This is a genomic window from Sphingobium sp. DC-2, assembly GCF_000722555.1.
Classification (GTDB): domain Bacteria; phylum Pseudomonadota; class Alphaproteobacteria; order Sphingomonadales; family Sphingomonadaceae; genus Sphingobium; species Sphingobium quisquiliarum.
The window spans coordinates 22,346-44,975 of record NZ_JNAC01000041.1 but is presented as its reverse complement, the minus strand read 5'-3'; the positions used below and the strand labels follow the sequence as shown (position 1 = coordinate 44,975).

Sequence of the window (22,630 nt, the reverse complement as noted above, 5' to 3'; positions counted from 1 at the left end):
ACCCGCCCATGGCCGCGCCGGCCTGGAACTGGCATCCGACATGGTGGAGGCGGAAATGGGAGAAAGTCATTGACCCAGCGCATGATCTGCCTGCCAGGCTATATCGTCGACCATATGCGCGCCAATTGCCCCGGCCGAACCGACGAGAAGTTGCAGGAAAGCTTCGGGATCAGCTACAATACCTGGCGCCGGATAGATGCCGGTCTGCCGATCAGGGTCAATTTGGCTGAACGCATCGTTCAACGGGTCAATTCAAGATACCACCCGGAAGCACACAAATGTGAGAACGAAAGAAAACTTGGATAATTACCACCCAATATTTATCGTTCTCGCGATATTATGAGTTCTGGACAGCGGACATGAGAGTATCTGCCGTCTTCAATTGCTTCAATGAGGTCGCGCATCTGCTCCGATGGCACCTTTGTAGCCCTCGCCTCTTCAGACCTGGCAGGGCAGCAAACGGCCGGACGTCTCCCACCAGCGGCTTAGTTGGTTGTGTTTGCAGGCATTCCTGGCTCCACGCCATATCCCTCGCAATTATTGTGTCGACTTGGGACAGGTTTCCATTAACCATCTTTGATCCTTCGGCAATGGCAACGGTCGTGTATAGAGGCGGATATGAAGAGATATCGCATTTTGCTCGCGGTTGCGGGCTCCGCACTTGCCGCCTCGGCGGCGTTCGCATCGCCGGTTTCAGGGACAGATGCCCTGCGTGAGTGGAACCTGATCGTGCTGGGCGATCTGAAATCCTCTTCGGAGGTCGAAGGGCGAACCTTTGTCGGCGGCGATCTGACCGGCACTTCATCCAATTATCAGATCGGGACACCGAGCACCTCGCCGAACGGACAACCGGGCCTTACTGTCGTCGGCAACGTGACCGGCGGTATCAAGAACCTGAACAATGGTTCGGGCGCTGTCGTCGGCGGCAATGTCGAGAGCGGGTTCAATCTCAACGGCCCGTCGCAAACGGTCAAGGTCGGCGGCTCGATTGCCAACACCAATGTCAATCAGAATGTCGTTCAGTCCGGCCTTGCCGCGTCCGATCCTGGATTTGCGAGCGCTCTGGCTGCACAAGGGAGCACGATCGCCGGCAGTATGAAGGAATTGTCGGCTACGCTGAACGGCCTTTCGGCCAACAGCCAGGTGGATATCACCGGCAACCGCGCAACCTTCAACGCTACTCCCAATGCGGACGGGCTCGCGGTCTTTTCGATCAGCGCGGCGGATCTCAATTCCATAGGAGAGATCGCCTTCAACCTGAACGGCGCGGACACGGCGATCGTCAATGTCAGCGGGGCAACGATCAACCTCAACGACAACTTTCTGGGCGGCACCGCAGGGCTAGGCGAGCATCTCATCTGGAATTTCGCGGATGCGCAGGCTTTGGATCTGACGACCAGCTGGGGCGGCTCGGTTCTCGCTCCCTGGGCGTCGGCGCATACCAGCAACTATATCCAGGGATCAGCCGTATTCGGAAGTCTTGTCCAGGATGGCGAAATGCATCTGGGCACCTATGCGGGCAACTACAATCCGCCTGCTACGCCGCCAGGGGGAAGTTCGGGCGGGACGCCAGTCCCTGAGGGTCCGGCCTGGGCACTTTTTGCCCTGGGCGCTGGTGGCTTGCTGCTCGCTCGCCGCCGCAGCCTCCGCCTCATTCGCGGATGATAAGGGAGCGCTATGTGATTGGCGCAGGCAAGTAGAAGGACGGCGTTTGACGGGGTCCCGTCGCTGGATGCAGGCTTGCGAGGTCGTGTAATGTTGTGATCGCATTTGCGAAGTACGCTTCCTGGAGCATTTCACCTTGAGTGTCCTCGGATGCGTGCTTGATCTCAAAAGCTATAGGCGATGCCGACGAATCCGGCCGGTTGCCAGCGGCGCTCGACGAAGGGGCTGTCGGCCGCCTTGTCGAACAGCCGTGTGACTCCCGCCGATCCAGCGATATTGAGGCCGCCGGCAAGACGGTAATTGGCGGTAACGATAGCGGACACGTCCTTGAAACCGCCCGACGGACGATAAGCGGCAAAGCCCGATGCCGCCGCTTCCGAGGGCGTCACTCCAAAGTAGCGGCGCATATGCTTGTCATCGGCCCAACTGGTGGCGAGCGTCGGGATGATCGTGACCCGTTCCGCGGTCTGAACGGGATAGGATAGCCGCGCATCCGCGATGGTGCCGCGGGTTCCGCCACCGATCACGCGCGTTGCTCCTACGGTGGCGATCGCGCCTCCCAATCGGAGGGACGTGAAGAGGCGAGCGCCTGCCGCATCGGACAACCTGTCGATACCTTCTGGCACGTCGCGGCGTCGATAGCCCCGAACGTAAGTGACGCTGCCGCCAAGCTTCAACGTCGGCGTGTCGACGACATGAACGCCGATGCCGTCTCCGAGGCTGGCGAAAAACTGGCCGGCCCGCACGTCAAGCAGTGGAATTGGGAGGACCCGATAGCCCTTGGAGCCTTCAAATTCCGGTACAGCCGCGACGCCCACGCCCAGCGTTACATGATCGCCATCCTGCGCCTGAGCCGTCATGCTTCCGAGGCCGCCAACGAGCAATGTGAGGGCGAGTGTCCAGCCATGAGCCATGATTTTCATGTACATATTCCTTTTTTGTTTCTGAGATCGGCACCGACAGCCGCCGGTGCCGGCTTTTTCGGAAGCTTGCTTCTCTGGACGCCGGATAGCGTTACGGATCCCATCAGGGTATGATGGCGCCCAAGGCGGTCGTGACCGGCTCCACCTACGCCTTCGCCTTCTCATTAAGATAGGTCGCGGCAATGCGCGCGCCGCACTGGCGAAAGGCACGGGCGCATCCCGCCGCGATGCTGTGGTCATTGGCAATGCCGATGACGAGCCCACGTTTGCCCGAAAGATCCACCAGCGGTTTCACGCCGCTTCTCCTTCCCGATTTTCCAAAATGGCGGATGTGTGAAGCGCGATCATGCGTTCCTCGTCGGTCGGGATCACCCGGACAGCGATACGACTGTCCGGGGAACTGATGACCGGCGCGTTGCTGGCGTTGGCCTGAGCGTCGAGGACAACGCCAGCCCAGGCGAGCCGTTCGCAAATCGCGGCACGGATGCGGGGATCGTTCTCACCAATCCCTGCTGTGAAGACCAGGCCGTCCAGCCCTTCCAAAGCGCTCATCAACGCGCCTGCATGACGTGCGGCCCGCCAGACGAAAAGTTCGATCGCTTCGCGGGCATGGGGATCCTTGCTGTCGTGCAGCGCGCGCATGTCGCTGGACACGCCCGATACGCCCAGCAGGCCCGACTGGCGATAGAGCAGGGATTCGACGTCCTGCGCGCTCATGCCTTCCTGAAGCTGGAGGTGCACGATGACGCCGGGATCGAGCGACCCGCTGCGCGTTCCCATCATCAGGCCGTCGAGCGCGGTGAAGCCCATGGTGGTGTCGATGCTGCGGCCTTCCCGCATGGCGCACATGCTGGCGCCATTGCCCAGATGCGCCGCGATCACACGCCCGCGCGCCAGCGCCGGGGCCAGTTCGGCCAGCTTGCGCGCGATATATTCGTAGGACAGGCCATGGAAGCCATAGCGCCGAAATCCCCGTTCGGCATAGGCACGCGGCAACGCCATGCGGGCGGCGACTTCAGGCATGTCATGGTGAAAGGCCGTGTCGAAACAGGCGACTTGCAGCAAACCGGGCGATTTGCGCGCGATCTCGCGAATGGCGGCCAGGTTGTGCGGCTGGTGGAGCGGCGCAAGCGAACAGAACGCCTCAAGTTCGGAGAGCAGCGCGGCATCGACCCGCACGGGGTGCCGGAATTTGCGCCCGCCATGGACCACCCGGTGTCCCACCGCCGCAATCTCATATCCGGTCAAATGCGTGTCGGCCCAGTCGTAAAGGACGTCCAGCAACTGCTCATGCGTCAGCGAAGCTCCGCCGGGCCAGTCGCGCTGGATCAGTACGGTGCCGTCATCGTCCCGTATCATGAGGCGCGGGGCGGTGCCGATGCCCTCCAGCTTGCCGCCGGCCTTGTGAACGGGGCCGCCGGGTTCCAATGCATAAAGGCCGAACTTGATGCTGGATGAGCCGGAATTGAGGCTGACGATCGCACGGCTCATGCCGGCAACCCCGGCGCCGCCCTGGTGCCCGCACGCGCCAGAAGTGTGGCAACCGCGCAGGAGGCAAGCCGCGTGCGCAGACTGTCCGCCCGGCTCGTCAGGATGATCGGCACGCGCGCGCCCAGCACGATGCCCGCCGCGTCGGCACCGCCCAGGAAAGTCAGCTGCTTGGCGAGCATGTTCCCGGCTTCCAGATTGGGCACGACGAGGATTTCGGCCTTGCCCGCGACGGGTGACACAATGCCCTTTTCCCTGGCGGCGGCTTCGCTGATGGCATTGTCGAACGCGAGCGGGCCGTCGAGCAGGCCGCCCGCGATCTGGCCACGATCCGCCATCTTGCACAGCGCGGCGGCATCGAGCGTGGAGGCGATCGAGGGATTGATCGTCTCGACCGCCGAGAGAATGGCGACGCGCGGGCATTCGATGCCGATGACATGCGCCAGGTCGATGGCGTTGCGGATAATATCCGCTTTTTCCTTCAGCCCCGGCGCGATGTTGATCGCTGCGTCGGTGATGATCAGCGGGGCGGGATGGCCGGGCACGTCCATGAGATAGGCGTGGCTGACCCGTCGTTCGGTCCTCAGCCCTGTCTCCCGCGCGACCACCGCGCCCATCAATTCGTCGGTGTGGAGCGAGCCCTTCATCAGCAGCCGCGCTTCACCCGATCGAATCAGCGCGACCGCCTGCGCTGCGGCGGCATGGCTATGCGGCGCGGGCACGATACGAAGGGCGGAAATATCCGCGCCGGCCTCCTGAGCGGCGCTGCGGATGCGCGGTTCGGGCCCGACGAGAATGGGAGCGATCAATCCGGCCTCGACCGCCTCCACGACCGCCATGATCGCCGCGGCGCTGGACGGATGCGCGATGGCCGTGGGGATCGGATCGCCACCCTGGGCCGCTTTCAGGAGCCGATGATAGCCGTCATGGTCGGAAAGCAGTATGTCAGGCAGCGCAACGGCTGGCCGCCGGACCTTCTCGACCGGCGCTTTCACCACCGCGTCGCCCGCAATCACCTCTTCGCCCTTCTGGTTGGTGCAACGGCAGTCGAGGATGACGATGCGATGATCGGGCTTCTTTTCCTTCACGGTCACCCGCGCGGTGATCGTGTCTCCAAGACCGACCGGCCGGAGGAAGCGGAGGCTCTGGTCAAGATAGATGGTGCCGGGCCCCGGAAGCTGTGTGCCCAGCACAGCCGAAATAAGGCCCCCGCCCCATAAGCCGTGCGCAATGACCCGGTGGAACATGTCCGACGCCGCGAAATCGGGGTCCAGATGCGCCGGATTGACGTCACCGGAAGCCAGCGCAAAGAGCTGGATGTCCCGCTGGCCGAGCGTACGCGAAAGGCTGGCGCTGTCACCAATGGCGATTTCGTCGAAGGTGCGGTTTTCAAGCATCGCTTCATCCGCCATCGCTCAATGCTCCAGCACATAATGGCCCGGCGCATCGGCGATGGGTGTGTATCCCTTGTCGGGCGCGCCCATGGACGGCGGTGAGACAGGATCGCCCGAGTGGGCGGCAAGCCATTCGCCCCAGGCGATCCACCAGCTTCCCTCCCGCTTTTCGGCATGGCTCAGCCATTCGTCCGGGTCGAGCGCCATGCCGTCCGTCTCGCGTGTCAGGATATGGTAGCTACGGCGCGGATGCCCCGGTTCGGAGACAATGCCGGCATTGTGCCCGCCACTGGTGAGCACGAAACAGATCTCCGCGCCGGTCAGCCAGTGAATCTTATGCACCGAACGCCATGGCGCGACATGATCGCGCTCCGTTCCGACGACGAACATCGGCTTGCGCAGGCCCGAAAGGCTAATGGTGCGGCCATCGACCCGATAGCGGCCCTCGGCCAGATCGTCGTCCAGGAACAGGGTGCGCAGATATTGGCTGTGCATCGCATAGGGCATGCGCGTACCATCGGCATTCCAGGCCATGAGGTCGTTCATCGGCTCGCGCTCACCCATCAGATAGGTGGTGAGCAGACGCGACCAGACGAGATCGTTCGAGCGCAGGATCTGGAACGCGCCGCCCATCTGGCTGCTATCGAGATAGCCCCGGCTCCACATCATGTTCTCCAGCAGATTGAGCTGCGCCTCGTCGATGAACAGCCCCAATTCCCCCGGTTCGGAAAATTCGGTCTGCGCCGCGAACAGGGTGACGCTCGCCAGCTTGTCGTCGCCCGCGCGCGCCATCGCCGCCGCCGCGATCGAAAGGAGCGTGCCGCCAAGGCAGTAACCGACGCTGTGAATCTGCGTCGCACCGGTGATCGCCGACACCGCGTCGAGCGCCGCCGCAGGGCCAAGCCGCCTATAGGCTTCCATGTCGAGATCGCGATCGGCGCTTCCCGGATTGTGCCAGGAGATCATGAATACCGTGAAGCCCTGGTCTCTCAACCAGCGGACCAGCGAATTTTCCGGCGAAAGATCGAGAATATAATATTTCATGATCCAGGCCGGCACGATCAGCACCGGCTCAGGCCGGACCTTGTCGGTCGTCGGCGCATATTGGATCAGTTCCATCAGTCGGTTGCGATAGACGATCTTGCCGGGTGTGACGGCGACATTGCCGCCCACCTGATAATCCTCCGCGCCGGCCGGGGGCACGCCGCGCACGGCTCGCTGCATATCTTCCAGCAGGTTGCGCATGCCGTCGATGAGGCATTTGCCGCCCGTTTCGAATATCCGCTGTTGCAGGACGGGATTGGTCGCGAAGAAGTTGGTCGGCGCGGCCACGTCGAGCAACTGGCGTACTGTGAACTCGATCACCCCTTCATGATGCCTGGTCACGCCGCGGAGGCCGGTCGTGGCGGCGTGCCACCATTGCTGGTTCAGCAGAAATGCTTGAGCGATGATGTCGAAAGGCGGCTTTTGCCAGGCCGGGTCGGAAAAGCGACGGTCCTGAGGCAAGGGCGTTATCGCTGGCGGGCAATCCTCGGACAGGGATCGATGGACGGCATAATCGGCCAGCCGTGCATATTTGCGTGCCGCCTTCGCCCCGAGCTGGAGCTGCTTGCCCGGCGCGCAGGCGAGGTGCAGTCCCCAGTCGAACCAGGACTGCATCATTGTTACCGGCGATATGCCCGAAGTGAGTTGGGCGATCGCGGCGCTGGCCGCCCGGTCCAGCGTTTCGGCTATACCGTCCAGCGGGTCCGGCGTCCGGCTTGTCACATCATCCACGGTCAACCTCCTGTCCGCCACGCCTATGTTGCACGAACTCACATACCGACGACCCGAAGCCCTTCCGCCTCAGGCCATGTATTTCGCGCCGTTGATCGAGAGCGTCTCGCCCGAGATGAAACCGGACTCGTCCGCGACAAGGAACAGCACCCCGCGCGCGATTTCATCAGGCGTGCCCAGCCGCCCCATAGGCACCGCCGCCAGCACCGCCTTCACCGCATCCCCAGGCACCGCGGCGACCATGCCGGTGTTGGTGTAGCCCGGTGCGACGGCGTTGGCGGTGATGTTGCGCGTTGCGCCTTCGAGCGCCAATGCCTTGGTAAAACCGATCATCCCGGCCTTGGCGGCAGCATAGTTCGTCTGTCCGAACTGTCCGGACAGGGCGTTGACGGAACTGACATTGACGATCCGCCCGAAGCGGCGCTCGCGCATCCCCTCGATCACCGCGCGGCTCATATTGAAGCATCCGCCGAGGTCGACGTCGATCACGTTGCGCCATTGCGCCTCGGTCATCTTATGCAGCGTCGAATCCTGCGTGATTCCGGCATTGTTGACGAGAATTTCGATCGGGCCGATGTCGGCGGCGACTTTCGCGACCCCTTCCTGGCATGCCGCGAAATCCGCGACGTTCCAGTCATATGCCGGAATGCCGGTCTCCGCGATGAAGCGCCGCGCTTCCTCGTCGTTGCCGAAAAAGTTGACTGCAACGGTATAGCCCGATGCCTTTAACAGCTTGGCCGTCGCTGCGCCGATGCCACTGACGCCGCCGGTGATGAACGCGATACGGGACATGGAGAGCCTTCCTCCTTCACTTGCCGCAAGGCCTCGCCAGTATCCTCTCCGTTCGGAGCCAGCCCAATCGTCGGGGCTGCCTCGACAGCCTGCTGGTTGACAGCGCGGAAGAACGGGCACCATCCGTAACTATACTGATAGTATTATATTGCCGCGTGATGACCGCGAGTTCAAGCGATGTCGCAGCTGCCCAAAAAGGTGGGCGGGCAGCGGACGGATGCCATGCCTCCTTTCGCTTCGCCTCAGGGGCTCAAGAACGGCATGCCTGAAGCCAGAAGATCAAGCGTGCGCTCCATATATTCCATTTTCGTCCTGGGCTTATTCTCGAATTGCTTCCAGAGGATGCGGGCTCGAGGAACGATCACGAGCGCGTCCAGCAGGAACGCAGCAGCGAAGTGCGTATCGGTGACGTGGACGCTCCCCGCCGCGCTTCCTTCATCCAGGATGCCCTGAATCAGTTCCACTCCCGTCTGCGAAGACAATGTGAGCCGGCCACCCGGAATCTCGATGTCCTGTGCCGCCGCCTGCCTGGCCAGTTGTTCAAGGCCGATGATTTCGGGTTTCAGGGATAAATCCAGCATGCGCCGCGCCACGTGGACAAGGCGCTCGCGCACCGTCCCCTGCGGTATCGCCCCGGCGACTGGCCGCATGTGCATTGCTATCCCCCATTGGACGACCGCCACGAGCAGGCCGGTTTTCGATCCATAGCGTGAATAGAGCGTGCGTTTGGTGGTTCCGGCCCGTGCGGCAATCTCGTCCATGCTGACACGTTCAACGCCGCGGGCGAGAAACTGCTCAAGCGCGACATCGAGAATGTGGCTCGCAAGACGCGTCGCGACCTCCTGGCGAGGACGGCCACCGCGCGACTTCTGTGCGTTGGCGCCATTATTAGCCGTGCCACTCTCCATGATCGTCAGCTTCCCCTCCTTTTTTTAACGCCATCTCCCGCATTCCATAATAGTGTAATGCATTTCGTTCTTGAAAGGGTCACATCGGCACAATACGATACCATCGGTAAAGATACGTATAGCCGGAAGAGGACGCCGGAGCGAAGGCATGAGCCTGTTCCAGTTGCTATCGGATGACTTCCCATGGGCATCGCATTGTCGCCGGAGAAACGTGTGGGATCGCGCGCCGGTTTCCTCGACGCCGGATATTCTGTCGCCTCGACCTCTCATGGGAACGACGAAGTGGCTGGGTGCTTCCCCGGCGGAACGGGGATCGGCGTCATAACAAAAGGAATCCGGCCGGAGGCGGCCTGCCGTGTCGCGCAGCATCACGGTTCTGAAGAGTGAGCGAAACGCGAAAAACAGAAAAGATCACAGGCCATCTGCCTTCGACGCATCAATGCGGTCTCGCGGCAATTAGAAAAAGGGAATGATTTCGTGTTGCCACGACGATGGATGTTCCTGTCTGCGTTGCTCGCGTCGAGCGGCTGCTCTTTCGCCCCATCGCATGTTCGGCCAGCGCAACCGGTGCCGGAGCACTTCGTTGCCGACCCCGGCGCCGATGCATCGTCGATCGCGCGGACCGGATGGCGCGATTTCTTTCGGGACGAGGAGCTTCGCCGCCTGATCGAGGCGGCGCTCGCCAATAATCGCGATATCCGCATCGCCGCCGCCCGCGTCGCCGAAGCGCGCGCCGCCTGGCGTATCGAAGGCGCGCCGCTCTACCCCGAACTCGACGCGGGGCTGTCCGGCAACCGGGGACGTTCGCTGCTGAACCTGCCAGGCGCGGGCGCGCAGAGCTATGATATCAAGCAGGTCACGGCGCAACTCAGCGCGCAGTGGGAGATCGACTTCTGGGGCCGTTTGCGCAGCCTCGGCGATGCCGCCCGCGACCGGTATCTCGCGACCGAGGAATCCCGCCGCGCCGTCGCGACCGATCTCGTCGCGCAGGTGGCCAACGGCTATCTGCTCGAGCGCGAATATGAGGAGCGCGGGGTACTCGCGCGGCAGACGATCGCCACCCGCGAGGAGTCGTTGCGCATCCTGCGCCGCCGCTATGAGGTCGGCTCGGGCAGCAGGCTGGACCTGGCGCAGGCCGAGATCCTGCTGGCGCAGGCGCAGGCCGTTCTTCAGGGGCTGGATCAGGATCGGCAGGTCAATCTCAACGCGCTCCAGCTGCTGATCGGCGGGCCTGTGGAGATCGCGCCCGGACCGCGGCGCCTCGCGGACGCCGTGCCGGACGTGGATTTGCCGCCCGGTTTACCCTCCGATCTACTGGTGAACCGGCCGGATATTGTTGCAGCAGAGTATGCGCTGCACGCCGCCAATGCGGATATCGGCGCGGCACGCGCGGCCTTTTTCCCCAACATCCGTCTGACCGGGGCCTTCGGTTCGACCAGCACCGATCTCGATGGGCTGTTCGCGAGCGGGAGCCGGTCGTGGAGCTTCAGCCCTGCGATCACCTTGCCGATTTTCAATGCGGGCCGCCTCAAGGGCAATCTGGACGTCGCCAAGGCGCGACAGGTGCGCGCGGTCGCCGAATATGAGCAGGCCGTGCAGGCCGCCTTTCGAGACGTGTCGGATGCGCTGGTCCGGCGGCGTCAGCTCGGCCTTCAGATCGCCACCACCCGGACCATGCTGCGCGCGGCCCGCGAGCGCGGGCGGCTCGCGCAGCTTCGATTCGAAAATGGCCGTTCCGCCTATCTGGAGGTGCTGGACGCGCAACGCGGTCTCTTCGACACCGAACAGACGCTGGTGCAGCTGCGCCGCGCCCATCTGGCAAGCGCGGTCGCGCTTTATGCGGCTCTGGGCGGCGGCTTTGCCGGTGCGCCGCCCTTCAACAATTCGCCCAACACTCAGCCGACCGGAGCCGACCAGAAATGACAGCAATATCCCGCAAGCGCTGGATCGTTCGCGGCCTGATAGCGGCTGTGGTCATCGTCGCGGGCTTCGGCCTCTGGCAAGTCCTCAAACCCGCCAGTCTGCCGCCGGGGATCATCGGCGGCAACGGCCGCGTGGAAGGTGTCGAGATTGATGTCTCGGCAAAGTCGCCGGGACGCATTCGCGACATATTGGTCGACGAAGGGGCATTCGTGAGGGCCGGGCAGGTCGTCGCCCATATGGATACGGATACGCTCGTCGCGCAAAAGGCCGAAGCCGAGGCCCAACTCGCGCAAGCGTTGAATGGTATCCAGATCGCCGAGAGCCAGGTCGCCCAGCAGCAGAGCAACCGCGCCGCCGCACAGGCCGCCGTGCGGCAGCGCGAAGCGGAACTCAACGCCGCGCGCAAGCGCCTCACTCGTTCAACCACCCTGGCGCGGGAAGGCGCGACCGCAGTGCAGGAACGCGACGACGATGAGGCGCAGGTCGAGGGCGCCGCCGCCGCGGTCGAGGCTGCGCGCGCGCAGCTTGCCGCCGTCGATGCCGCGATCACCACGGCGCGCAATCAGGTAATCGGCGCGCGCTCTCAGGTCGATGCGGTACGCGCTACCATCCAGCGGATCGAGGCCGACGTCCGGGACAGTGATCTCAAGGCGCCCAGGGCAGGCCGCGTCCAGTATCGGATGGCGCAGCCGGGCGAGGTCGTGGCTGGTGGCGGCCGGGTCCTCAACCTCGTCGATCTGGGTGATGTCTACATGACCTTTTTTCTGCCTGAAACTGTGGCGGGCAAGGTGGCGCTGGGCGACGATGTGCGCATCGTCCTTGACGCCGCGCCCGGCTACGTCGTGCCCGCCAAAGTCAGTTTCGTTGCCGATGTCGCCCAATTCACACCCAAGACGGTGGAGACCGCGAGCGAACGGCAGAAGCTGATGTTCCGCGTGAAGGCGCGTATCGACCGGGCGCTGCTGCAAAAATATATCTCGCATGTGAAGACCGGCCTTCCGGGCATGGCCTATATCCGCATCGATCCCGGCACCGACTGGCCTGCCAACCTGGCCGTCAACGTGCCACGATGAGCAGCGAAGCGCCTCAGCCGGTCGTCAGGCTGTCGGGTGTCGGCCTCCGCTATGGCAAGAGTATCGCGCTCGACGGCATAGACCTCGACATACCGGCCGGGCGGATGGTTGCCCTGATCGGGCCGGACGGCGTGGGCAAATCGAGCCTGTTCTCGCTGATCGCGGGCGCGCGTCATATCCATGAGGGCCATGTCGAGGTGCTGGGCGGCGACATGGCCGATGCGGCGCATCGCGAAGCGGTCTGCCCCCGCATCGCCTATATGCCGCAGGGATTGGGTAAGAACCTCTATCCGACACTCTCCATCGACGAGAATCTGGAGTTTTTCGGCCGGCTGTTCGGCCAGGACGCCGCCGAGCGGGAGCGCCGGATCACCCGGCTGACCCGCAGCACGGGCCTCTCCCCATTCCGAAAACGCCCGGCGGGCAAGTTGTCGGGCGGGATGAAGCAGAAGCTGGGCCTGTGCTGCGCGCTGATCCACGATCCCGATTTCCTGCTGCTGGACGAACCGACAACCGGTGTCGATCCGTTGTCACGCGCCCAGTTCTGGGATCTCATCGACGCGATCCGGGCCGATCGACCCGACATGAGCGTGCTTGTCGCCACCGCTTATATGGAGGAGGCCGCCCGTTTCGACTGGCTGGTCGCGATGGACGCGGGCAAGATACTTGCCACTGGCAGTCCCGCCGACTTCTACGCACGTACTGGCGAAACGACGCTGGAACGCGCGTTCATCGCGCTATTGCCCGACGAACGCCGCAAGGGGCACCGGGCCGTCACCATTCCCCCGCGCGGGCAGGAGGAAGCGGCCGAGATCGCCATCGAGGCAAAGGGCCTCACCATGCGGTTCGGCGACTTCACCGCCGTCGATCATGTCGATTTCCGCATCGAACGCGGTGAGATCTTTGGATTTCTCGGGTCCAACGGGTGTGGCAAATCGACGACGATGAAGATGCTGACCGGCCTGTTGCAGGCCAGCGAAGGTCAGGCATGGCTGTTCGGGCGCCCGGTCGAGAATGACGATATGGCGACGCGTCGACGCGTCGGATATATGAGCCAGGCGTTTTCGCTCTATTCCGAACTGACCGTCCGGCAGAATCTCGAACTACACGCGCAGCTTTTCCATGTGCCTGAGGCGGACATTCCCGCGCGGGTCGCGGAGATGGAGGCGCGTTTCGATCTTGCCGGGATCATGGACGCATTGCCCGATGCATTGCCGCTCGGACAGCGCCAGCGCCTCAGCCTTGCGGTGGCGATGATCCACAAGCCCGAGATGCTGATCCTGGACGAGCCGACCTCTGGCGTCGATCCGATCGCGCGCGATCAGTTCTGGCAGATGATGATCGACCTGTCGCGCAAGGACAGGGTGACGATCTTCATCTCCACGCACTTCATGAACGAGGCCGAGCGGTGCGACCGGATTTCGCTGATGCACGCCGGCAAGGTTCTGGTTTCCGACACGCCCGACGCCATTGTCGCGCAGCGCGGCAGCGCCAGCCTCGAAGACGCGTTTATCGATTGCCTCAAAGAGGCGACCGGCGATGCAGATAGCCGCCCAGCCTCCGTGACAGACAGCAAGTCGGGAATCACGGACGGCAACGCGCCGGCGCACGACAGCCTGTCCGGCTGGTTCAGCCAGCGACGCATGATGAGCTATGCCAGGCGCGAGGCCCTGGAATTACAGCGCGACCCGATCCGCGCGACCCTGGCCCTGCTGGGCAGCGTCATCCTCATGTTCATCATGGGCTATGGGATCAGCATGGATGTCGAGAACCTGCCGTTCGCCGTCCTCGACCGTGACGACACCACGATTAGCCGGAACTATGCCCTGAACCTCGCCGGCTCCCGCTATTTCGTCGAGCGGCGGGAGATCACCGACTATGCCCAGCTGGACAAGCGGATGCGGTCGGGGGAACTGAGCGTCGCGATCGAGATTCCGCCCAATTTCGCGCGCGACGTGCGGCGCGGCATCCCGTCCGAGATCGGCGTATGGATGGACGGCGCGATGCCGCAGCGGGCCGAGACGGTGCAGGGCTATCTTCAGGCCATGCACGGGCAGTGGCTCAGCGACCTTGCGGTTCAGGAACTTGGTGAGCGTCCGGCGTCGGGTCTGGTCGATGTCGAACTGCGCTACCGCTACAATCCCGACGTGCGAAGCCTTGTCGCGATCGCGCCGGCGGTGATCCCGATCCTGTTGCTCCTGTTCCCCGCGATCCTGACCGCGCTCAGCGTCGTTCGGGAAAAGGAACTGGGGTCGATCATCAATTTCTATGTGACGCCGATCAGCCGGCTGGAATTCCTTCTCGGCAAGCAACTTCCCTATGTGGCCCTCGCCATGCTGAACTATGTCCTCCTGGTTCTCATGGCGATCGTGATGTTCCGCGTGCCGATCACCGGCAACCTCGCCACGATGACCGCGGGCGCATTCCTGTATATTCTGTCGGCGACAGCGATGGGGCTTCTGTTCTCCACCTTCATGCGCAGCCAGATCGCCGCGCTGTTCGCAACCGCTGTCGGCACGATCCTGCCAGCGATCCAGTTTTCCGGGCTCATCAATCCCATCTCCTCGCTGGAGGGTGCGGGCCGGATCATCGGCACGATCTTCCCCACGACCCAGTTCGTCACCATCTGCCGGGGGGTTTTCTCCAAGGGACTGGGCTTCGCCGATCTGAGCGGCGAACTGGCCGCACTGGCGATTTCCTATCCGGCCATCATGCTCGTCTGCGCGGCCCTGCTGCGCAAGCAGGAGAGCTAGGCCGTGGAGCACGCCGCCAATATCTACCGGCTCGGCATCAAGGAACTGCGCAGCCTGCTGCGCGATCCGATGATGCTGTTCCTGATCCTGTTCACCTTCACGTTCAACATCTACATCTCGGCCACCGGCATGCCGGAAACGCTGAACAAAGCCCCGATCGCGATCGTCGACGAGGATCAGTCGCCGCTGTCGAACCGGATCACCAGCGCCTTCTACCCGCCGCACTTCAGCCAGCCCTCGCTGGTGGGGTTGAGCGAGGTCGACAAGGGCATGGACGCCGGGCGCTTCACCTTCGCACTCGATATTCCACCCGATTTCCAGCGGGACGTGCTGGCGGGCCGCCGGCCCAGCGTTCAACTCAACATCGATGCGACGCGGATGAGCCAGGCGTTCACCGGCGGCGGCTATATCCAGCAGATCGTCCAGGGCGAGGTGTCCGAATTCATGGCCGGGACGCGCGCCACCGCGCCCCTGCCCGTCGACCTAGCCCTGCGCGCGCGCTTCAATCCGACACTTGCGCAAAGCTGGTTCGGCTCGCTGATGGAGATCATCAACAACGTCACCATGCTGTCGATCGTGTTGACCGGAGCGGCACTGATCCGCGAGCGCGAGCACGGCACGATCGAGCATCTTCTGGTCATGCCGGTGACGCCTTTCGAAATCATGGCGAGCAAGGTCTGGGCGATGGGGCTGGTGGTGCTGGCGGCCTGCGCTTTCTCGCTGACATTCATTGTCCGGGGCCTGCTGCATGTGCCCATCGAAGGCTCGGTCGCGCTGTTCCTTGGGGGAGCCTGCCTCCATTTGTTCGCGACGACATCGATCGGCATCTTCATGGGCACCGCCGCGCGGTCGATGCCCCAGTTCGGCCTGCTCCTGATGCTGGTGCTGATGCCGCTCCAGATGCTGTCGGGCGGCATGACCCCGCGCGAGAGCATGCCGGATTTCGTCCAGACGATCATGCTCGCCGCGCCGACGACCCACTTTGTGAAGATGGGGCAGGCGATCCTGTATCGGGGCGCCGGTCTTGACGTTGTATGGCCGCAGTTTTTCGCAATTGCGGTGATCGGCGCGGCGTTTTTCGCCGTGGCACTGTTGCGGTTCCGTCGCACGATCGGAACCATGGCATGAGTTTTCACGGGGTCGTCTAATCGCGCGGTTCATGTGAGCAGATTTTGTACTGACCGTATGCCGGGTTCAGGGTCGTCTTCGCTGTCGGTATGGGCCGTCGCACGGTCGGTCTTCGTAGGACGGAACCTCCCTATGCGGGCGGCGCGCTCGGTGGAATCCGGTGCATTCCGTCAAGCGGGATGGTTCAGCCCATATCGCAGCAGGGACGAATTCGCTGGCCAGTTGCTTGCTGGTCGCGTTGCTACGCCGGAGCGCTTGCGTTCCTATCGAAGAATTCGCCCGATTTCAGCATGGCGGCATGACAACGGTGAGCTTCCGAGCCACGGCTAAGGCCGTGCGTTTGAAGCCTATCCGCTCGGGTAGCTTGACGCCCCGGTCACGTAGGGAGCTCTCTGCCGAGTTGCCGGTTCAGGATTGACACAGCGTGCGCATGCGCGCCGCCGAACTTACGCGGCTTTTTATCGGCGATGCGCGTCAGAAAGCCAACAAATGGAGATGTAGTAGGGTATCAAATGCTTGCTGACGAAAAGCATATCTAAGCAATTGAAAATCTGGAGCGGGCGAAGGGATTCGAACCCTCGACCCCAACCTTGGCAAGGTTGTGCTCTACCCCTGAGCTACGCCCGCTCTGGCGGCCGGAGGATGTGTCCCTCTCGGCGGGTGAGGCGGGCAACTAGCAGCGGTTCTGCGCCTGGGCAAGGGGAGAATTGGAGGCAGCGCAAATTTTCTGGGCAAAATTTCCTGGGAAACGGTTTGCCGCTGCATGGACCGCCTTCGAGAGCTTGGCGGATCATGACTGCCTGCTAGAATGCGGGCAGCGCACCTAATTATTCGCGCGAACGGGATCATCCGGGGCCTTGCTTCGTAATGGCCTGAGGCGTGCAGGAGGAAGAGAATATGTCATCCGGTCACCTGACCCGCCGGGGGCTGCTGCGGGGCAGCGGCGCTGTGGCGGTTGCTTTCCCTGCGATGGGCACGGCGCATGGTGCGTCACCCAATATGCCGCGATCAAGCGAAGGAGCAGGCATGAACGCCGTCGAACTCACCGTGAACGGCCGGGAAGTGCATCTTCAACTCGACCCGCGCACCAGCTTGCTGGACGCCTTGCGGGAACATCTGCACCTGACCGGCACCAAAAAGGGCTGCGACCATGGGCAGTGCGGGGCCTGCACGGTCATCGTCGAAGGCCGCCGGATCAACAGCTGCCTGACGCTGGCGGTCATGCATGAGGGCGATCATGTGACGACCATCGAAGGGATCGGCACGCCGGAAAAGCTGCACCCGATCCAACAGGCCTTCATCACCCATGACGGCTTTCAATGCGGTTACTGCACCCCTGGGCAGATCTGTTCGGCCGTGGCGATGCTGGACGAGATCGCGGCGGGCGTCCCCAGCCATGTCACCCAGGACCTGGACAAGGTCGAATTTTCGGACGCCGAACTGCGCGAGCGGATGAGCGGCAATATCTGCCGGTGCGCCGCCTATCCCAACATCATTGCTGCGATCCGCGACGCGGCCGGGAAGGGCAAGGCATGAAGCCCTTCACCTACAGCCGCGCGGCAAGCGTGGAGGAAGCGGCGCAAGCAGCCGCCAGCACGCAGGGCGCGCGCTTCATCGCGGGCGGCACGAACCTGCTCGACCTGATGAAATTGCAGATCGAAACGCCCACGCACCTGATCGACGTCAACCATATCGGCCTCGACAGGATCGAGGGGACGCAGGAGGGCGGCCTTCGCATCGGCGCGCTGGTGCGCAACAGCGATCTCGCCGCCGACAAGAGGGTGCGGCGCGATTATGCGGTGTTGAGCCGTGCGCTGCTGGCGGGCGCGTCGGGGCAGTTGCGCAACAAGGCTACGACCGCAGGCAACCTGCTCCAGCGCACCCGCTGCCCCTATTTTTACGACACGCGCATGCCCTGCAACAAGCGGAAGCCGGGGAGCGGCTGCTCGGCGATGAAGGGCATCAACCGTGGTCTTGCCATTATCGGCACCAGCGAAGCCTGCATCGCGCAGCATCCGTCTGATATGGCCGTGGCGATGCGCCTGCTGGATGCTCAGGTCGAAACGATCGCGGCGGATGGCGCGCGCCGGTCCATTCCGATCGCTGATTTTCACAAGCTGCCGGGCGATACGCCCCATGTAGAACATGCGCTAAAGCCCGGTGAACTCATCACCGCCGTCACCTTGCCCAGGCCGGTGGGCGGCACGCATGTTTATCGCAAGGTTCGCGATCGTTCCTCCTATGCCTTCGCGCTGGTGTCGGTGGCGGCCATCCTGGGCAAGGACGGCGGCGGGCGCTTTGCCTTTGGCGGCATCGCGCCCGGGCCTTGGCGGGTCGAGGCCGCCGATGCCGCTGCCCCCGCAGGACCATCGGCCGTGGCCGAGGCCGCGCTGGCCGGAGCGCGGCCGACGGCGCAGAACGCCTTCAAGCAAGGGCTGACCGCGCGAACGCTTGCATCCATTTTCCGTCAGGAGGCGCGGGCATGAAGTTCGACACGCCAGCAACCGCCAATCCCATCGATCGCGGCCGGGTCGTGGGCATCGCGCATGACCGTATCGAAGGCGCGGCCAAGGTGACGGGCACCGCGCCCTACGCCTATGAACGCCATGACGCCGCGCCCAACGCCGCTTATGGCTGGATCGTCGGATCGGCAATCGGCAAGGGACGCATCGCCGCCATGGACCTGAGGGCGGCCGAAGCAGCGCCCGGCGTCCTTGGCATCGTCACGCATCAGAATGCGGGGCCTTTGGGCAAGGGCGACATGAACACCGCCCATCTGCTGGGCGGCCCGGCGATCGAACATTATGATCAGGCGGTGGCGCTGGTGATTGCAGACACGCTGGAAAATGCGCGCGACGCGGCCCGGCTGCTGCGGATCGATTATGCGCCCGAACAGGGGCGGTTCGATCTGGCGGCGGAGCGGGACAAGGCCGCCGTGCCCAGGGCGGGCTTCGGCGGCTCCGCCGATACGAGCGCCGGTGACTTCGATTCAGCCTTCGCACAGGCAGCGGTGAAGATCGACCAGAGCTATACCACGCCGGACCAGAGCCATGCGATGATGGAGCCCCATGCCACCATCGCCGCCTGGAATGGCGACCGGCTGACGCTGTGGACATCCAACCAGATGGTCGCCTGGGGCGTGAGCGACATGGCGAAGACGCTCAAGATTCCCAAGGAAAAGATCCGCCTCGTCACCCCTTATGTGGGTGGCGGTTTTGGCGGGAAATTGTTCCTGCGCGCCGATGCCCTGCTCGCGGCGCTTGGCGCGCGCGCCGTGGGGCGGCCGGTCAAGGTCGCGCTCGCCCGGCCGCAAATCCCCAACAATACCACTCACCGGTCGGCCACCATCCAGCGCATCCGCATCGGCGCTGACAAGGATGGCGTGATCGACGCCATCGCGCATGAGGTCTGGTCCGGCGACCTGCCCGGCGGCAGCCCTGAAACAGCGGCGCAGCAGACGCGGCTGCTCTATCGCGGCGATCATCGCCGGACCGCGCACCGGCTGGCGACGCTCGACCTGCCCGAAGCGAATGCCATGCGCGCGCCGGGCGAGGCCGTGGGGATGCTGGCGCTGGAAGTGGCGATGGACGAACTGGCGGAGGCGTGCGGGGTCGATCCGGTCGAACTGCGCATCCGCAACGATGTGCAATATGACCCGGAAGCGTTACCGCAACGTCCTTTTTCCAGCCGGAAGTTCGTCGAATGCCTGCGTCAGGGCGCGGCGCGCTTCGGATGGGACAAGCGGCAACCGGAACCGGGGCGAAGGCGCGAGGGGCGCTGGCTGCTGGGCATGGGCATGGCGGCGGCCTTCCGCAACAATCTGGTCGTCGCGTCGGGCGCGCGCGTGGGAGTGGACGCGCAGGGCCATGTGACGGTGGAAACCGACATGACCGACATCGGCACCGGCAGCTACACGATCATCGGCCAGACAGCGGCGGAAATGCTGGGCGTGCCGCTGGAGGCGGTGACCGTGCGCCTGGGCGACAGCCGCTTTCCGGTATCGTCGGGGTCCGGCGGGCAGTTCGGCGGGAACAGTTCGACCGCGGGCGTCTATGCCGCGTGCGTCGCCCTGCGGGCGAAGCTTGCCGAAAAGGCGGGCTTTCCTGCTGACGAGGTGACGTTCGACGACGGGCTGCTGCGCATGGGCAACCAGTCGCAGGCGCTGGGTGCGCTCGCCGGGCCGGATGGTCTGTGGGCAGAGGACAAGATCGAATTTGGCGACCTCACCAAACGCTATGCCCAGGCGACCTTCGGCGCGCATTTCTGCGAAGTCGCGGTGGACATGGACACGGCCGAAGTCCGCATCCGCCGCATGGGCGGGGCGTTCGCCGCCGGGCGCATCCTCAACCCCAAATCCGCGCGCAGCCAGGTGATCGGGGCGATGACCATGGGCGCGGGCGCGGCGCTGATGGAGGAACTGCATGTCGACACGCGCTTCGGCTTCTTCGTCAACCATGACATGGCGGAATATCTGGTGCCGGTGCATGCCGACATCCCCGATCAGGACGTGCTGTTCGTGGAGGAACTGGACGACAAAAGCTCGCCCATGAAGGCGAAGGGCGTGGGAGAGCTGGGCATTTGCGGCGCGGGGGCGGCGATCGCCAACGCCATCTACAACGCGACGGGCATTCGCCTGAGGGACTATCCGCTGACCATCGACAAGCTGATCGCGCAGGCGGAAGGCTCCGCCTTGGCTTGACCGGGGCGGACACCGGCGGCCGGCATGGTTGCCGCAGGCGAGGGGGCGATGTAGGGGCCGCTGTCATGAAGACGCTGGCCCTTCCGATCATCCTGCTCGCTTGTCCCTCCGCCGCCCTGTGCCAGCAGGCCGATCCCGATCCGGCAAGGATCGTCGTGACGGGCGCGGGTCTGCCATTGCCCCCCGGAACGCCCGCTTATGGATCGGTGGTGATCGACCGCGACCGGCTGCTGAACAGCGCGTCGGGGCGGATCGAAAGCGTGCTGGGCGACGTCGCCGGGTTCCAGCAGTTCCGGCGGTCCGACAGCCGTTCGGCCAACCCCTCCGCCCAGGGAGCAACCCTGCGCGCGCTTGGCGGCAATGCGTCGAGCCGGACGCTGGTGCTGCTGGACGGCGTGCCCATGGCGGACCCGTTTTTCGGCTATATTCCCTTCAGCGCGCTTGTGCCCGACCGGCTGTCTGTCGTCCGGGTGACGCGCGGCGGCGGGGTGGGCGCGTTCGGCGCGGGCGCTGTCGCTGGCACCATCGAACTGGCAAGCGCGACCCGCGATCAGCTTCCGGTCTTCTCCGCCAGCGCCCTCTACGGCAGCCGGGACGCTACGGAACTGTCGGCCAGCTACAGCCCTGATCTGGGCGGAGGACTCGTCTCCCTGTCGGGCCGGTGGGATCGCGGTGACGGCTTCCAGACCACGCCGGAGGATCAGCGCACCGCCGCGACCGTGCCAGCCGCCTATGATGGCTGGTCCGCCAATCTGCGCGCCGTCGCGCCGCTGTCGGCCACGTCCGAATTGCAATTCCGCGCGACGCTGTTCCGGGACGAACGCACGCTGCGCTTCCGGGGCGCCGACAGCATGAGCGAGGGGCAGGACGCCAGCATCCGCTATGTGTCGCGCGGGGCATGGCAGGTGGACGCGCTCGCCTATCTGCAAGCGCGCAATTTTTCGAACATCGTCATCTCCTCCAGCCCGCCTTTCCGCACGTCGCTCGACCAGCGGAACACGCCTTCGACGGGGCTGGGCGGCAAGATCGAACTGCGTCCTCCTGTGGGCCCGGCCCATGTGCTGCGGATCGGCGTCGACAGCCGTCTGGCGAGCGGAGATATGTTCGAGGACGCCTATAATGCGATGACCGGCGCGGCGAGCGCGCATCGCCATGCCGGGGGCAAGCAGCTGACGGCGGGCCTTTTCGCCGAGGATGACTGGACGATTGGCGACCTGGTCCTGACCGGCGGCGTGCGAGCCGACCGCTGGAAAATCCATGACGGCTTCTTCCGCGCGGCGGGCGCGGGGGCAGCGGATGATAGCTTTCCCGACCGGTCGGGCTGGGAGTTTTCCGGGCGGGCGGGCGCGCTCTTCCGGGTGAGCGGCACGCTCGCGGTGCGCGGGGCGGCCTATACGGGCTTTCGCCTGCCCACGCTCAATGAACTCTACCGCCCCTTCGTCATCGCTTCGTCCGCGTCGATGGTGACGACGCGCGCCAATCCGGCTCTCGAAAATGAAAAGTTGAAAGGGGTCGAGGCGGGGTTTGAACTGACTCCGGCGCCGGACGTCACCCTTTCCGCCACCGCCTTTTACAACCGGCTCGACAATGCGGTGGGCAATGTGACGGTGAGTTCGAGCGTCAGCGGCGATCGCATGATCATCGTGCGCGAACGCCGCAATATCGACCGCATCATCGCCAGGGGCATTGAACTCAGCGCCAGCGCGCGGGCGGGCGATTTCCAGCTTTCCGCCTCCTATGCCTACAGCCGCAGCAGGGTTCATGCGCCGGGGCAGGATTTCGACGGCCTCGCGCCCGCTCAAAGCCCGCGCCATGCCGCCAGCGCGACCGTCGCATGGAATCCCGCGCCGCAGGCGGCTCTCTCCGCCACGCTGCGCTATGTGTCGAAACAATATGAAGATGATCTGCAATCGGACGTGCTGCCCCACGCCCTTACTCTGGATGCTTTCGCCCGCATTCCCGTTACGCGCGCTATTTCGATCGTGGCCCGGGGCGAGAATTTGTGGGACGAACGGGTGGTGACCCGTAATGCCGGAGGATCGATCGACCTTGGAACGCCACGTACATTATGGCTTGGTCTGACGGTCGCGCGCTAATTATCTATCTTC

General features: G+C 64.0%; 17 protein-coding genes, 1 tRNA gene and 1 pseudogene. 9 read left to right on the top strand and 10 right to left on the bottom strand.

Going from position 1 to position 22,630, the window contains the following annotated elements; translation table 11 throughout:
- Nucleotides 1–66 precede the first annotated feature (66 nt).
- A complete protein-coding gene (locus ET21_RS27615) occupies nucleotides 67–243 on the bottom strand; it encodes a hypothetical protein (RefSeq protein WP_156029055.1) in 177 nt (58 codons plus the stop codon).
- 375 nt (nucleotides 244–618) lie between these two features.
- Between ET21_RS27615 and ET21_RS0108570 the strand changes: the two genes are divergently transcribed.
- A complete protein-coding gene (locus ET21_RS0108570; protein WP_030539341.1) occupies nucleotides 619–1,665 on the top strand; it encodes a choice-of-anchor A family protein in 1,047 nt (348 codons plus the stop codon).
- A 164-nt stretch (nucleotides 1,666–1,829) separates the two neighbouring features.
- Here the strand turns inward: ET21_RS0108570 and ET21_RS0108565 are convergent, their stop codons facing one another.
- From ET21_RS0108565 to ET21_RS26520, 7 genes are all read right to left on the bottom strand, one after another.
- Nucleotides 1,830–2,588 (bottom strand): MipA/OmpV family protein, encoded by a 759-nt coding sequence (locus ET21_RS0108565; RefSeq protein ID WP_051768070.1) that lies wholly within the window; start codon nucleotides 2,586–2,588, stop codon nucleotides 1,830–1,832.
- Nucleotides 2,589–2,733: 145 nt separating this feature from the next.
- A complete protein-coding gene (locus ET21_RS27015) occupies nucleotides 2,734–2,883 on the bottom strand; it encodes an SDR family oxidoreductase (protein WP_237751524.1) in 150 nt (49 codons plus the stop codon).
- Complete coding sequence (locus ET21_RS0108555; protein ID WP_030539339.1) at nucleotides 2,880–4,079, bottom strand: acetate/propionate family kinase; 1,200 nt, start codon at nucleotides 4,077–4,079, stop codon at nucleotides 2,880–2,882. The genes ET21_RS27015 and ET21_RS0108555 overlap by 4 nt, the downstream gene beginning before the upstream one ends.
- A complete protein-coding gene (locus ET21_RS0108550; protein WP_030539338.1) occupies nucleotides 4,076–5,488 on the bottom strand; it encodes a bifunctional enoyl-CoA hydratase/phosphate acetyltransferase in 1,413 nt (470 codons plus the stop codon). Before ET21_RS0108550 ends, ET21_RS0108555 begins: the two co-directional genes overlap by 4 nt.
- Nucleotides 5,489–5,491: 3 nt before the next feature.
- Complete coding sequence (locus ET21_RS0108545; protein WP_030539337.1) at nucleotides 5,492–7,252, bottom strand: alpha/beta hydrolase; 1,761 nt, start codon at nucleotides 7,250–7,252, stop codon at nucleotides 5,492–5,494.
- 63 nt (nucleotides 7,253–7,315) lie between these two features.
- Nucleotides 7,316–8,038 carry an acetoacetyl-CoA reductase gene (gene phbB / locus ET21_RS0108540; protein ID WP_030539336.1) on the bottom strand — a complete coding sequence of 241 codons (723 nt, stop codon included), beginning with the start codon at nucleotides 8,036–8,038 and terminating at the stop codon, nucleotides 7,316–7,318.
- A 242-nt stretch (nucleotides 8,039–8,280) separates the two neighbouring features.
- Complete coding sequence (locus ET21_RS26520; RefSeq protein ID WP_030539335.1) at nucleotides 8,281–8,946, bottom strand: TetR/AcrR family transcriptional regulator; 666 nt, start codon at nucleotides 8,944–8,946, stop codon at nucleotides 8,281–8,283.
- Nucleotides 8,947–9,441: 495 nt separating this feature from the next.
- On the opposite strand from ET21_RS26520, the gene ET21_RS0108530 reads away from it, so the two are divergent.
- The 4 genes from ET21_RS0108530 to ET21_RS0108515 are packed head-to-tail and all read left to right on the top strand — an operon-like array spanning nucleotide 9,442 to nucleotide 15,823.
- Nucleotides 9,442–10,869 carry an efflux transporter outer membrane subunit gene (locus ET21_RS0108530; RefSeq protein WP_030539334.1) on the top strand — a complete coding sequence of 476 codons (1,428 nt, stop codon included), beginning with the start codon at nucleotides 9,442–9,444 and terminating at the stop codon, nucleotides 10,867–10,869.
- Entirely contained in the window at nucleotides 10,866–11,942 is a 1,077-nt protein-coding gene (locus ET21_RS0108525; protein ID WP_030539333.1) for an HlyD family secretion protein, read from the top strand. The genes ET21_RS0108530 and ET21_RS0108525 overlap by 4 nt, the downstream gene beginning before the upstream one ends.
- Nucleotides 11,939–14,695, top strand: coding sequence for a ribosome-associated ATPase/putative transporter RbbA (gene rbbA, locus ET21_RS0108520; RefSeq protein ID WP_030539332.1), 2,757 nt, complete (start codon nucleotides 11,939–11,941; stop codon nucleotides 14,693–14,695). Before ET21_RS0108525 ends, rbbA begins: the two co-directional genes overlap by 4 nt.
- 3 nt (nucleotides 14,696–14,698) lie before the next feature.
- Nucleotides 14,699–15,823, top strand: coding sequence for an ABC transporter permease (locus tag ET21_RS0108515; protein ID WP_021239586.1), 1,125 nt, complete (start codon nucleotides 14,699–14,701; stop codon nucleotides 15,821–15,823).
- Between the two features lie 241 nt (nucleotides 15,824–16,064).
- On the opposite strand, the pseudogene ET21_RS27610 reads toward ET21_RS0108515, so the two are convergent.
- Nucleotides 16,065–16,216, bottom strand: a pseudogene (locus tag ET21_RS27610) (IS110 family transposase); the annotation flags it as partial.
- A 159-nt stretch (nucleotides 16,217–16,375) separates the two neighbouring features.
- A tRNA-Gly gene (locus ET21_RS0108510) sits at nucleotides 16,376–16,450 on the bottom strand.
- Nucleotides 16,451–16,720: 270 nt separating this feature from the next.
- Between ET21_RS0108510 and paoA the strand changes: the two genes are divergently transcribed.
- The 4 genes from paoA to ET21_RS0108490 all read left to right on the top strand — a co-directional run bounded on the left by paoA (nucleotide 16,721) and on the right by ET21_RS0108490 (nucleotide 22,618).
- Nucleotides 16,721–17,359, top strand: coding sequence for an aldehyde dehydrogenase iron-sulfur subunit PaoA (gene paoA, locus ET21_RS0108505; protein ID WP_030539331.1), 639 nt, complete (start codon nucleotides 16,721–16,723; stop codon nucleotides 17,357–17,359).
- Nucleotides 17,356–18,309, top strand: coding sequence for a xanthine dehydrogenase family protein subunit M (locus ET21_RS0108500; RefSeq protein ID WP_030539330.1), 954 nt, complete (start codon nucleotides 17,356–17,358; stop codon nucleotides 18,307–18,309). The genes paoA and ET21_RS0108500 overlap by 4 nt, the downstream gene beginning before the upstream one ends.
- Nucleotides 18,306–20,522, top strand: coding sequence for an aldehyde oxidoreductase molybdenum-binding subunit PaoC (gene paoC, locus ET21_RS0108495; RefSeq protein ID WP_030539329.1), 2,217 nt, complete (start codon nucleotides 18,306–18,308; stop codon nucleotides 20,520–20,522). Before ET21_RS0108500 ends, paoC begins: the two co-directional genes overlap by 4 nt.
- 65 nt (nucleotides 20,523–20,587) lie before the next feature.
- Complete coding sequence (locus ET21_RS0108490) at nucleotides 20,588–22,618, top strand: TonB-dependent siderophore receptor (protein ID WP_030539328.1); 2,031 nt, start codon at nucleotides 20,588–20,590, stop codon at nucleotides 22,616–22,618.
- The last annotated feature ends 12 nt before the right edge of the window (nucleotides 22,619–22,630 follow it).